Source organism: Salinisphaera sp. S4-8 (assembly GCF_040361235.1).
In the GTDB taxonomy this organism is placed as follows: Bacteria; Pseudomonadota; Gammaproteobacteria; order Nevskiales; family Salinisphaeraceae; genus Salinisphaera.
The window spans coordinates 85,182-97,785 of sequence record NZ_APNF01000007.1 but is presented as its reverse complement, the minus strand read 5'-3'; the positions used below and the strand labels follow the sequence as shown (position 1 = coordinate 97,785).

The following is a 12,604-nucleotide window of genomic DNA, read 5'->3' as shown; positions in this document are numbered from 1 at the left end:
GCACTAGGCTCCTGCAGTAAACGTGGTCATCAAGGCCGCATCCCGGGCCACGGGCTCGGCGTCGATCATGTCGATATTGGCGCTACCGGCACGTACCATCGGCCAGACGTTGCCTGCCCGAGCCACCGCGACATGCAGCAAACAGGGCCCGGTATGGGCAAACAGGCGATCGATGGCTGCCGGCATATCCGCGGCACGACAGATCGACTCGGCCGCGATACCGAAAGCCCGGGCCAGCGTCACGAAATCCGGGTTGTCGTCGAGGTCGATCTGACTTTCGCGGTTATCGTAAAACAGTTCCTGCTGCTGGCGCACCATGCCCAGACAGGCGTTGTCGAGCACCACGATCTTCACCGGCAGACCATAGCGACCGACGGTGGCCAGCTCCTGCAGATTCATCAAAAACGAGCCATCACCGGCGACGTTGACCACCGGGCGTTGCGGATGGGCGAACTGGGCGCCGATCGCAGCCGGCAAGCCGTAGCCCATGGTGCCGAGACCGCCACTGCTCAAATGACAGCGCGGTGCGCAAAAGTCGAAATACTGCGCCACCCACATCTGATGCTGGCCCACATCGCAGGCCACGGTCGTACCCGGCGGCGCCTGATCCGATAGCGCACGAACAAAGGCCGGGCCGCTGATTGCATGACCCGCCTGTGGGGGCACGGCAAAGCCATGCAGCGCCCGCCATTGCCGGCACTGCCTGCGCCAGGCATCGATGGCCAGCGGCGCCGTACGCAGCGCCTGCGTGAGTGCGGGCAGAACGGCGTTCAGATCGCCCGGCACGACCGCGCTGGCACACCGCAGCTTATTGAACTCGGCCGCATCGATATCGATATGCAACAGCCGTGCGTTCGGGGCGAAGCCGTCCAGACGCCCGGTGGCACGATCATCAAGCCGGGCACCGACGACCACCAGCAGATCGCAGTCATGCACGGCGAGATTGGCCGCCCGCGAACCGTGCATGCCCAACATGCCCAGATGATCAGGACAATCGCGGCCCGGATTGCCGATGCCGTTGAGCGTATTCACATGCGGCATGGCTGCAACGGCGGCGAACTCGCGAAAGGCGGCTTCTGCATTGGCCTTGCTCACGCCGCCGCCGCTGTACAGCAGGGGTCGTTGCGCCGAGCGCAGCAGTGTGAGCGCGCTGTCGATCGCGGGCTCCGCCGTTGCCCATGACCGGTGTTCGGCGGCGCTGATCGAGGCCGCACAAGAGTCGGCGTCGACTTCGGCTAGTTGCACGTCCTTGGGGATATCGATCCAGACGGGCCCGGGCCGGCCCGACGCGGCCAATGCAAAGGCCTCGTCGAGCGTTGCTGCCAGCGTGCTGGCGTCGGTCACCAGATAACTGTGCTTGACGATATCCAGCGTCATGCCCAACACATCGACTTCCTGGAAGGCATCGGTACCCATCAGTGCCGAGGGCGTCTGGCCGGTGATCACCACCAGCGGCACCGAGTCACGATGGGCATTGGCGACACCGGTAATCAGATTGGTGGCACCCGGCCCGGAGGTGGCAATACACACGCCAACCCGACCGCTGGCCCGTGCATAGCCGTCGGCCGCCAGCGCACAGGCCTGCTCGTGACGACACAGCACATGCCGAATCCGGTCGTCATCGACCAGCGCATCGTAGAGCGGCATGATGCACCCGCCCGGGTAGCCGAACACCGTATCGACCCCGTGGCCCGTGAGTATCTGCAAAATCTGTTGTGCTGCGTTCACCTGAAAATCGCCCTGGTCAAAGACAAAAAAAAGCCCCCGGAACCTTGCGGTGCCGGGGGCCTGCGTCGCGATCGGAATGTGCTGTCTAGATCATCCTGTCGCCCACGCCAGCGCCCCCGGCGGTTACGAGTACCACCAGGGTGAGCGCGACGAGTACGTGGGCGAATGCGAATGTCATCGAATGACTACGGCACAATCCGAATAATCAGAAGGCGCAAAAAGTAGCCGCGCGTTTTTCTGCTGTCAATGTGCGCATGCAAAGGCTCAGCCCGTGAAAGCCGTGGGATCGCCCCCGTCAACGCCGGTATCCACCGGGTCGTCCCGGCGTTTTTCCAAGGGCGGCATGGCCGCCGGGTCGGCGAACAGCAGCAGCCGGTCGATATCCAGCGCATGGATCGAATGCGCCCGGCAGAAGGCGTGTACAGCCGGGCTTAGGCGACTGGCCGTTGCCAGAATGGCCTTCTGGCCCTTGCGGGTATCCACGAGGTCGACCAGTTCACGCACGATGGCGACATCCACAGACGCGTCGCTACCGTGTCGACATTGAACCAGCAGCACCTTGTTGCGCTCGCGCAGCACCAGATCGATGCCTGCGCGTTCGTGCTCGGGCGTGAATTCGACCTCGAAGCCCTTGCGCCGAAAAGACGCCGCGATGAGTTGTTCGAACTCGCGCGCCCCAAGTTGGGCAATGTTCGGCTCGGTGACTGCGGCGGGCGTGGCCGTGTCGATGTCGGGCGATTTCGGCGTCTGGACCTTCGAGCGCGGCGCGGATACATAGGGCGTTGGACGCTGGCGGCGCGATCGATGCCGTCGCCGGCGCCGTCTTCGGTGTCGCCACCGCCGTCTAAGGGGCACCACGACCGCCGTTATCCAGCACCCGATCAGCCATAGCCAGGCCAGTGCAACGAACAGCTCGCCATGCGCGGGGCGCCCCAGCGCATCCGGATACGCTTCGTACAAGCCCGCCAGGCCGCCCAGGCCATAGCCAATGAAAACGAAGCCGGCCAGCCCGGCAAGTAGCCAGGCCAACCAGGGCCGAGCCGCGAGTGCGGCCAGCGCGCGGCGCACGCGCCGCCTCATTCTGGACCTGCGTCGACGCGCCATATCGCCCCCCAGCTCGCGCATCCTCCCCCTGTCGCGACTCTAGACCGGGGTACAGCCACGCCGCAACAGGTAAAAAACGCGCGCTTACGCCATCAGGCGTCGGCGTCGCGCTAGCGCTTTTGCTGGGGTACGACGCGCAGATGGGACGGGTTGTAGCCGATGCGTGCGACGCGTTCGACCAGGCGATTGTAGTCGTCGGCTTCGATCGTCGGCTCACTGGACATGATCCACACGAAATCCAGGCGTTCGCGGGCGACAATGGTATGCCGATAATCGGCCGACACGTAGGCGATGACGAACTGCATCTTGATCGGCCAGATGAACTGCATGGCCCACACCGCATTGCCGGTACCGGGCACGACATAGCCGGTCGGGCGCATGCGTTTTTGCCGGGCGTTGAAGCCGCCTTTTCGAAAGGTGAAGGTTACATCGACCCGGTCGTCACCCGCACGCCGATAGCGCTCGACGGCATTGTGTGCGGTCCGGGTGATCGACGGCGGTTTATGCGCGATCACATACCAGTCGCGCATATAGCGGTCGAGATCGACCTGCTTCGCGCGGGCAAAATCCGTACGCGGCAGGATGCTGTTAACGCCCAGCCCAAACGATCGATTCATGAACGAGATCACGGGTGGCTCCCGGTGGTGCCGTCGACGGCGTGATCGCCCGCGGGACGACCACGGGCGTCGCACCGCGGTTGCGCAGCGCGCTGGCGGCCTGGATGAAGGCTGCCTACTGTCGGGCGTCGGCCGTGCCACCGCAATCCGTTGAATTGCCCAGGCGCGTGGCGTTAGCGCTTGTCGGACGACTGCGCTTTATCCTGTTCGGCGGGCGTTGGCTGGGCTTTCACGCAGTCGGCGATGGCCTCGAAATCGAAGCTGCGATCGAAGCGATTGGCACAGAACTGCCAGCGCGCGCTGGCCAGGTCGCCACTCTGGCGGGCGAAGTCTTCCAGCGCAGCATATTGTTCGGCCATCTGGCGCTCGAATTTTTCCAGCGTCCAGTTGCTGTGCTGGCCGGGCTTGGCGTCGCCGCTGTGGTCGTTATCGCTGTCGTCATGGGTAAAACGCTCGGCGTAGCCATCGAAGGTGGCGCGCAGCGAGTCGCTGAGTTGCTGGGCCTTGAGCTTCAGGCGCGTGAGCGTATCGCCATTGTGATCGGCCGCGTAGCGCGTGCTCAACGGGCAATCGGCGCGCAATTGCGGCACTTCGCCCTGCTTGAGCAGGGCCATGCGGTCTTCAATGAGTTGCGATTTTTGTGCATCGCCTGCGCGGGTGCTGGCAGGAAACGGATCGCCGGCCAGAAAATCGATCCGTTCGCGGGTCTTGGCCGCCCAGACCGCGTCTTCGTAGCCACAGCCGAAATGGGTCAGATAACCGCGCACATAACCAGCATCGATCCCGTCGTTGAGCGCGGCAAAGGCCAGATCGCGATAGGCAGCCTCGTAACTTTTGCCCTGCTGGATCTGGGCCATCGCCACGGCGGCGGCCAGCCCGGCGTTGTCGGTCACCGCGTCCGGGTCCTCGCGATAGGCCTGCAGAATGACTTTCTGGGCCGCCGGCGTCTGGTGCAAGGCCAGCGCGGGCGACATGCGCGCGTCGCCGTTGTAGAGCAGCGTTACATAGCGTTCGGTCTGAGCGTCGTCCAGGGTCTTGAAACTGGCACAGCCCGAACGCTCGGGCCCGGCCAGCACATCCGCGACCCAGCGCCGTGTCGCTTGCGGATCGGACTTGGCCTGCAAGGCGCGTACCCGTGCGATCAGCGCATCGCCGCCCGGGCAACGCAGTTGGCTGTCATCGGCCGCGATGGCCGTATCGGTTTCACTCGCCTCGGGGGCCGCGGCCGCCGAGCCTTCGTCATCGTCGCTACCGCAGGCTGAGAGCAGGCCGACACAGGCCACGACAAGGGCGACACGGGCCAGGAAAATCGGGGATGTGAAAAGACGCGGGGTGGCATTCGTCATGGCAGCAAACTCGCGCGGTCTGGCGGCATATGAGCGCTCATCATCGCATGCTCAGGACGGGCTGCCAGCACACTGGCCTCTGGGCAGGCATCTGCGCCTTTATGCGCGCCCGGCGTTGGCGTGACGCACTATCAGGAACGCGCCTAGCCGCCCGCCTGCCACTGGTTGATCGCCTCGATGGGGTAGATCAACTGAATGATATTCAGGGTGAGATTGTCGCGAATCGCATACAGCAGTACGCATTCCATGATCACCACCAGCGCCAGCGATAGGCGCAACGGCGCGAACCGGGCAATGACCAGTCCGAGCGCCATCGACAACGTATCGCCCACGGAGTTGACGACGCTGTCGCCGAAATAGCCGGCCGCGAGCGCGGTCTGGCGATAGCGATCCATGATGAACGGCGTGTTCTCGACGACTTCCCAGACGGCTTCGATGCCGAAGGCGATCAGCACGATGCCCCGAAACGGCGTGCCGGCCAACAGCAGCATGAGCAATGCGTAGAACAACAACCCGTGTTCCACGTGGGTGAAGCTGTACCAGTCGGTCAGATGCTGCGATGTCTGCGAACCCGAGACCGCGCCGTGCCAGAGCGCGACATGGCCGCATTCGCAGATCAACGGATGGCCCATGGCGAGCAGTGTGACCGCCTGAGCGGCCACGATCGCCACCAGGAGCGCCGAACATAGCCGCACACCCGGCCAGTGCATGGTTTCACCTCGAACAAAGATCGCGCGCATGCTACTTCCTGCAGCCGTGATGAATCGTAGCCCCCGAACAGCTGATTTTGCCGGGGCGTTTCAAGCGCCATCAAAAGCAATACGGGCAACCGTTCGTTGTGCTTTTCGATGGCTTGTCGCCCGCCGGGCGAGGCTCGCTTATTGAACGCCGGTCATTGTGCGCGAATACGCGATGCGGCGCCGCGCTTATACGCCCCGGGGAGCCTCCCCTGCGCACTATTACGGACTGACCCTGCGGCCCAAGTCTGTTTGGCTAACGGCCGTGGCCGCGTTGTGCATCCGCACTGGGGTGCTCAGACCACAAGCAATTCGTCCCGGATAACGGGCGCACGCTCCGTCCCGCAATAAGGAAATGGTCATGAGCAACGACCCGATCGATCTCGCTAGCTATCTCGAAGACGCCAACTTTCCGGCCACCGGCGGCGAACTGGCCGGCGTGGCTGCCGGTAACGGCGCACCGGCCGATCTGCTCGAACAGTTGCGCGCTTTCGAAGGCGATCATTTCGATAACGCCAACGCGGTCGTCGAAGCGTTGGGCCAGCAAAAATCCTGATGGGTACGACGGTCCGGGCCGGTTTCAACGCGCGCCTGAACACGCGCGGCACTCATGTCATAACGCGGGGCCGACCATGAAGATCGACCTGTACGCACACCGGCTGTCGCAACCCAGCCGCGCGGTGGAAATCCTGCTGCGCGAACTGGCGATTCCGTATACCTGGCATGCGGTGGATTTCGCCAACGGCGAAACACGGCAAGCCTGGTTCGCTCGGCACATCAACGCCTTCGAAACCATCCCCGCGCTGGTAGTCGAGGCCGATGACGCGGCGCCCGAGACCGCGCCCTCGCGGCTGGCTGAAAGCCAGGCGATCATGCGCTATCTCTGTCGTATCGCCCCCGATCGCGAAGCCAGCGCGCACTGGTATGCCACCGATGATGCCCTGCGCTGCGCGCGCACCGATACCTGGCTGGCCTGGCACCACAACAACGTGCGTGCCTTCGACATGTTCCACGACATCATGAACCTGCATTTGACTCTGCCCATGCTCAAGTACGAGCTGCAGGCGAACAAGCTCAAACCCTTGCAGGACGGCCTGCGCGGCGGCCTGGCCCAGCTCGAACGCCAGCTCGCCGGCCAGACCGGACCCACGCCTACGCTATGCGGGCATGATCACCCGGATCTGGCCGATCTCGCCATCGCCTGCGAGCTCTACCAGATCGCCGCCGTGGGCTATCGGTTCACCGGTTTCGCGCATGTTGCACGCTGGCTCGACACCGTGGCCGAACGCCCGCATTTTCGCGATGTGTCGCGTGAGATTCTCGATCAGGGCCGCACCATTCGCGAGCACAGCGGCGACTATCTGGATCTCACCAGCGCATTCGCCTAGCCCGCCGGCCGGATCGGTTCTGCGCTGATCGATCAGACCGTGGCAATCGGGGTCACGGGCGAACCGATCGCGCCGGGCAAACGCAGCGGCGGCGCGGTCAACAGAAACCGAGAGCGATCGTTGGCGTGCAGCCAGTCCGCCAGCGCCTGCAGATACCAGAGCTCAGCCAGGGGCAGGCCGAGCTTGAAAAGGCAATGATGATGCAGCGGCATCTTTGCATGCACATGCGGGTCCAGCGGATCGTCGAGGTTCTCGACCGCATAGTTATCCGCGGCCAGGGTGGCGATCTGGCTGTCGGTGATCCACTGGCATAGACGCGTGTCATGGCCATCGAGCACGGCGCCCGTATTTCGCAGCACGTCGATATCGGGCTCGCCCTGCATGGCCACGATCGCTTCGGCGAACCCGGTACGCAGCACGAGCATGTCGCCGGCCTCGATCGTAACCTTCTGGGCCTCGATCGCCTGCATGAGTTCGTCGTAGCCGATCACGCAGCGCTCGCGCCCGAACACGCGAACCAGGTCGATCAGCACACCGCGCCCCTGCATGCCGTGCGCGGCGAAGTTGTCGATACCCAGGCGCCGGGCATAGCTGCCGTGCCAGGCATCATCGGCCGTGTCGGAACACACATCGGTGTCAGCGCGATGCGCGTTGTAATAGCGCATCTCGGCCTCGCCGTCGTCGTCGGCATCGAACAGCGCGCCCACATGGGCCAGCGAATCCCATTGCGAGGAATACTGCAGCGATAGCCGGACTTCGTCGTCGCTGACCACGTCGCACAAACGCGGATCGTTATTGGCCAGGGCGAAATTGATATAGCGGTCATCACCCAGGCAGGTCGGCGCCAGGCGCGGCGGGAATCGTCGCGGGTTGAGGGCATTCGAGCCGGGTAGATCGAGCGGCAACGACAGGCAGAAGGTACGCCCGGCGCGTACTTCGGCCACGCCTTTCAATACCTGCTTTTCATTCAAAAGGTTGACCCGGCCAAGCTGGTCATCGGCGCCGTAGTCGCCCCAGTTGGCCCCAACCGGGCGTTTTTTGAACTCGGGCATATCCGGCTCCTGCAAGCGACAAACGAGGCCGGCGATTGAAACACGCGAAACCGACCGCTTCTCTACGACCAAAGTCGTATTCCAAGGCATGACCACATCTGGAAGGTTAGCCAACCGTCTCGGATGCGAACGATCGTTCGCCCAGCGAACAAATACGCGTCCCGTGTCCCGCTCGACCTTGAGTGATGTGAATGAACCAGATAGCCAATTTCTTCACCCGGCTGGTCAACCGCTACCTGCCCGACCCGCTCGTGATCGCCATCCTGCTGACCGCGCTGACGCTCGTACTCGCGGTCGCCATCGAGGGCGCCAATCCGGTTCAGGCGCTCAACGACTGGGGCGACGGCTTCTGGGATCTGCTGGCCTTCAGCATGCAGATGACGGTGATCCTGCTCGCCGGCTATATCCTGGCCAAGACACCGCTCGTCGACAGCCTGCTCGGGCGTATTGCCGCCAGCGTGTCGACACCATTCATGGCCATTGTCGTGGCCACCCTGGTCGGCGGTATCGGAAGCTGGCTGAACTGGGGGTTCGGCCTGGTCATCGGCAGTCTGGTCGCCCAGAAACTGGCAATGAACGTGCGCGGGCTGCATTACCCGCTGGTTATTTCTGCGGCCTACTCGGGTTTCGCCCTGTACGGCATCGGCCTGTCGGGCACGGTGCCGTTGCTACTGGCCACGCCGGGTCATTTTCTCGAGGACCAGATCGGCATCGTCTCGCTGGGCGACACCATCTTCTCGCCGTTCGTACTGGGGGCGACGATCGCCGTGCTCGTGACCCTGCCGTTCTTCAACGCCTGGATGCACCCCAAGCGCGATGAAGACATCATCGAGATCAAGATGGATGACGGCGCGGCCGGCGACACCCCCGACCAGGGCCTGCCCACGCCGAGGAACACGGTCGCCGAACGGCTCAACGACAGCCCGGCGATCGGTATCGGCATCGGCCTGCTGGGGCTGATCTATGTCCTGCTGCATTTCTACGACGGCGGCTCGCTGAACCTGAACATCCTCAATTTCGCCTTCGTCTTTTTAGGCATTCTGCTGTTCGCCTCGCCCCAGAAATACCTGGGCGCGCTCAATGACGGCGTGCGCATCGTCGCCGGGATCATCGTTCAGTACCCGTTCTATGCCGGTATCATGGCCATCCTGACCGGGTCGGGTCTGGTCACCTCATTCGCCCAGGCATTCGTGGGTATTTCGACCGCCGAAACGCTGCCGATCTGGTCGTTCATCAGTGGCGGCATCGTCAACCTGCTGGCCCCGTCCGGCGGCGGCCAGTGGGCGGTGCAGGGCCCGGTGATGGTCGAGGCCGCCAAATCGCTGGGCGCCTCCCAACCGGCGACCGCGCTGGCGGTGCAGATCGGCGACCAGTGGACGAACATGGTCCAGCCGTTCTGGCTGTTGCCGGTACTCGCGATCTCGGGGCTCAAGCTACGCGACGTCATGGGCTATATGGTGCTCGTGCTGTTCTATCTGGGTTTCATCTTCGGCACCACCGTGTTGTTGTGGGGCTTTATCTCTGCCTGAGGAGCGATGACCCATGCCTTATATGATCGAAACCTTCGATAAACCGAACCACCACGATCTGCGTCTGGCCGTACGCGACGAGCATCTGGTTTATCTGGACGCCAACATGCATCTGCTGATTGCCTGCGGCGCCAAGCTCGACGACGCTGGCGACCACGCCAGCGGTGGGCTGTATCTGGTGGCACTGGAAACACGCGATGAAGCCCGCGCCTTCATCGAAGCCGACCCGTTCTACAAGGCCGAGCTGTTCGAACGCGTCGAGATCACCCGCTGGCGCCAGGCCTATCTCGACGGACGAAACACGCTTTAGGGCCTGTCGTCGCGAGATAGGCCCTAACCACTCACCTCATGTCGACAAAGAGACAACATGCTTTTTCATGTCCATATGCGCGTCGCCCTGCCGGGCGATATGCCCGCCGAGACCGCGGCCGAACTCAAGGCCCGGGAAAAGGCCCTGGCCCAGGCGTTGCAGCAAAGCGGCCACTGGCGTCATCTGTGGCGTATTGCCGGCGCCTACGAAAACATCAGCGTCTTCGATGTGGCCGACAACAGCGAGCTGCACGAACTGCTTACCCAGCTGCCGCTGTTTCCCTATATGCAGATCGATATACGGCCATTGTGCCGCCATCCCTCCTCGATCCACGACGGCGATCGTTAATCCCGCCCGAAGGCGCGCGCGTGCTCAGATCACGCCGTGCCAGGCCAGGCTGACCAACACCCCGAGCCCCATGACCGCCAGTACGGTATTGGCGATATACAGCGCGCGTGCCCGGCCGTGAAAGGCCGAATAGGCACAGAGAATGACCAGCAGTGTGAAACCATAGGCCGTGAGCATGGACATGAACACGTCCACGCCGCCCGAGCCTTCGAACCGGTTTTGGGGCCCGCCCGATTGCGCAATACCAAGCAGCAGGGCCGGCGCAGCCGCGGCCGGCAAGGCCAGCAAAAAATAGCCAAGAATGGCCATCGGGCCGGGGCGCTTGCTGGCAGCTGTGTCGTTCATTGGGGCGTTGTCGAAAAAAACGGCGCAAAAAAGTTACCACAGCCCGGCATGTATCGAGGTTACGTATAAGTGCCTTCTTGGTGATGTAAAAAATTCGGCATGCTGCGCGAACCCCAGGCCGAGTGGCGTCCCGGTGTCGTATCTTTCGCCTTGTTTGCCTGTCTTAGCGTTCATGGGCGGCCAGCATGCTCGCTTGTGCGCAGCCCGCCGCGTTTCATACATCATCAATAGCGCCTTCGCCTGGCACAGCGCGCGCCGCTGTTCGCATGCGATCATGGCGCATGAACGACTTTTCTACCCTGGCGCTGCGGCGCGAACTGATTGAAAGCGCGGCCGCACGCGGTTTCACCGACATGACGCCGATTCAGGCCCAGAGTCTGCCGGCCATACTTGCCGGCGCGGACGTGCTCGGTCAGGCCGAAACCGGCAGCGGAAAGACCGCGGCCTTCGGTTTTGGTCTGCTCAACAAGCTGGTCGTGGAGCGCGCCGAAACGCAGGCGCTGGTGCTCTGCCCCACCCGCGAGCTGGCCGATCAGGTCGGCCAGGCGCTGCGCCAGTTCGCAGCGACGATCGCAAACGTGAAGCTCATGACGCTGTGCGGCGGCACGCCGATGCGTGCCCAGGTGACGTCGCTGGCTCAGCCGCCGCATATCGTGGTCGGCACACCGGGGCGCGTGCTCGCACATCTGCGCCGCGACAGCCTGCACACCCATGCGCTGCAAACGCTGGTGCTCGACGAGGCCGATCGCATGCTGGATATGGGCTTCATCGACGATATCGAGGCCATCGTTGCGGGCTTGCCGCACGATCGCCAGACGCTGTTGTTCTCGGCGACCTGGCCGGACGCGATTCGCAGCATATCGGCACAACTGCAACGCGAGCCGCGACAGATCACCGCAACGGCGGCCGAGCAGCCACTGCGCATCACCCAGATATTTCATCAGGTAGACGATGCCGACAAACTCAGTGCCCTCGATCGGGTGCTGGCCGATACCCAGCAACGCCGACAAGCCTTTACCCAGGCCCTGGTGTTTTGCAATCGACGCGACGAAGTCGACCGCGTATGCGCGCATCTGAATCAGCGTGGTGTATCGGCGCTGGCGCTACACGGCGATCGTGAGCAACGCGAACGCGATGAAGTATTGCTGCGCTTTGCCAATGGCAGCTGTGCCGTGCTGGTCGCCACCGACGTGGCCGCACGCGGGCTGGATATCGCATCACTACCGCTGGTGGTCAGCCTGGATCTGGCACGCGATATCGATACCCACACGCATCGCATCGGGCGCACCGGCCGTGCCGGCGAAGCCGGACGGGCCGTGTCGTTGTGTACGCCACGCGAACGCGACCGGGCCGAGCGTATCGCCGCCGCCGGCGGCTTTCGCCTGAACTGGACGCGCTGGCCCCAAACGCAGGCATCTGCCCGGGCCCAGCCGCCCATGGCGACGCTGGTCATTCAAGGCGGCCGACGCGACAAGTTGCGACCGGGCGATATTCTCGGCGCGCTGACCGGCGAAGGCGCGCTCAATGGCGATGACGTTGGCAAGATCGAAATCACACCGGTGCGCAGCTATGTAGCCGTCGCGCGCGCTCAGGCCGTCGCGGCCCGCGATCGGCTGCGCCAGGCCGGCATCAAGAAACGGCGTTTTCGGGTCGCCGTCCTGGGCGACTGAACGGCGCACTCGGACCCAAAGTATAAACAGGCCCGTCGCTGTGTTCGCCACGGGCTAACCGTTCGGGCCTGTCGTCGCGAGGGGCCGTACGGTTTACCCGTACAGCGGCCCGCCGATACAGGTTCAAACGTCGATGCATGCATCCACGCTCAAGAGATCGTCCCCGCGGCCGTTGACATCTAGGGAAGCTCTGCACAACCTGTCACGGTCGCGCCGGCGTGCTTTGCGCGCGATTGACAAGGAAGTGAGAGCGTAGCGTGCTCGTTGCACGGTAGCGAACACTGACGCCGATCAAGCGCGCACAAAGCCCCGGCCCCGAAGGGGTTCGGCCTCAAATGCGCTGCGACTGCGTTGCCGAGCTTGACCTGCCAATGAGGCAGGCGCTGCGCTCGGACGCCTTGTCGCAACGCATTTGAGGACTCGAACGCGA

Annotated in this window: 13 protein-coding genes; 6 read left to right on the top strand and 7 right to left on the bottom strand. The window is 63.6% G+C overall.

Annotated features, from left to right (window positions below; genetic code table 11):
- Nucleotides 1–3: 3 nt before the first annotated feature.
- The 5 genes from ilvG to S4A8_RS12285 form a co-directional block, all read right to left on the bottom strand.
- A complete protein-coding gene (gene ilvG / locus S4A8_RS12305; protein ID WP_353220367.1) occupies nt 4–1,728 on the bottom strand; it encodes an acetolactate synthase 2 catalytic subunit in 1,725 nt (574 codons plus the stop codon).
- A gap of 264 nt (nt 1,729–1,992) precedes the next feature.
- The gene (locus S4A8_RS12300) at nt 1,993–2,796 is read right to left on the bottom strand and encodes a restriction endonuclease (protein WP_353220366.1); all 804 of its coding nucleotides are present in this window, start codon (nt 2,794–2,796) and stop codon (nt 1,993–1,995) included.
- 146 nt (nt 2,797–2,942) lie between these two features.
- Nucleotides 2,943–3,449 carry a lipocalin family protein gene (locus S4A8_RS12295; protein WP_353220365.1) on the bottom strand — a complete coding sequence of 169 codons (507 nt, stop codon included), beginning with the start codon at nt 3,447–3,449 and terminating at the stop codon, nt 2,943–2,945.
- 173 nt (nt 3,450–3,622) lie between these two features.
- A complete protein-coding gene (locus S4A8_RS12290; RefSeq protein ID WP_353220364.1) occupies nt 3,623–4,795 on the bottom strand; it encodes a hypothetical protein in 1,173 nt (390 codons plus the stop codon).
- A 143-nt stretch (nt 4,796–4,938) separates the two neighbouring features.
- Complete coding sequence (locus tag S4A8_RS12285; protein WP_353176431.1) at nt 4,939–5,535, bottom strand: DUF2585 family protein; 597 nt, start codon at nt 5,533–5,535, stop codon at nt 4,939–4,941.
- 358 nt (nt 5,536–5,893) lie between these two features.
- Between S4A8_RS12285 and S4A8_RS12280 the strand changes: the two genes are divergently transcribed.
- Together S4A8_RS12280 and S4A8_RS12275 are read left to right on the top strand one after the other, a co-directional pair.
- Entirely contained in the window at nt 5,894–6,088 is a 195-nt protein-coding gene (locus S4A8_RS12280) for a DUF2795 domain-containing protein (protein ID WP_353176429.1), read from the top strand.
- Between the two features lie 76 nt (nt 6,089–6,164).
- Nucleotides 6,165–6,920, top strand: coding sequence for a glutathione S-transferase family protein (locus S4A8_RS12275; RefSeq protein WP_353220363.1), 756 nt, complete (start codon nt 6,165–6,167; stop codon nt 6,918–6,920).
- Between the two features lie 32 nt (nt 6,921–6,952).
- Here the strand turns inward: S4A8_RS12275 and S4A8_RS12270 are convergent, their stop codons facing one another.
- Nucleotides 6,953–7,972 carry a cyclase family protein gene (locus S4A8_RS12270; protein ID WP_353220362.1) on the bottom strand — a complete coding sequence of 340 codons (1,020 nt, stop codon included), beginning with the start codon at nt 7,970–7,972 and terminating at the stop codon, nt 6,953–6,955.
- Nucleotides 7,973–8,163: 191 nt separating this feature from the next.
- Here S4A8_RS12270 and S4A8_RS12265 point away from each other — a divergent pair, with 191 nt between their 5' ends.
- Genes S4A8_RS12265 through catC form a run of 3 tightly spaced genes read left to right on the top strand, consistent with a single transcriptional unit; the run spans nt 8,164 to nt 10,159 of the window.
- Complete coding sequence (locus tag S4A8_RS12265) at nt 8,164–9,501, top strand: short-chain fatty acid transporter (protein ID WP_353220361.1); 1,338 nt, start codon at nt 8,164–8,166, stop codon at nt 9,499–9,501.
- Between the two features lie 13 nt (nt 9,502–9,514).
- A complete protein-coding gene (locus tag S4A8_RS12260) occupies nt 9,515–9,811 on the top strand; it encodes a YciI family protein (protein WP_353176421.1) in 297 nt (98 codons plus the stop codon).
- 57 nt (nt 9,812–9,868) lie between these two features.
- Nucleotides 9,869–10,159 (top strand): muconolactone Delta-isomerase, encoded by a 291-nt coding sequence (catC, locus tag S4A8_RS12255; protein ID WP_353220360.1) that lies wholly within the window; start codon nt 9,869–9,871, stop codon nt 10,157–10,159.
- Nucleotides 10,160–10,183: 24 nt separating this feature from the next.
- Here catC and S4A8_RS12250 read toward each other — a convergent pair whose 3' ends face one another.
- Nucleotides 10,184–10,504, bottom strand: a complete 321-nt coding sequence (locus S4A8_RS12250; protein WP_353220359.1) for a hypothetical protein — start codon at nt 10,502–10,504, stop codon at nt 10,184–10,186.
- A gap of 281 nt (nt 10,505–10,785) precedes the next feature.
- Between S4A8_RS12250 and dbpA the strand changes: the two genes are divergently transcribed.
- Nucleotides 10,786–12,174 (top strand): ATP-dependent RNA helicase DbpA, encoded by a 1,389-nt coding sequence (gene dbpA, locus S4A8_RS12245; RefSeq protein ID WP_353220358.1) that lies wholly within the window; start codon nt 10,786–10,788, stop codon nt 12,172–12,174.
- Nucleotides 12,175–12,604: the final 430 nt, after the last annotated feature.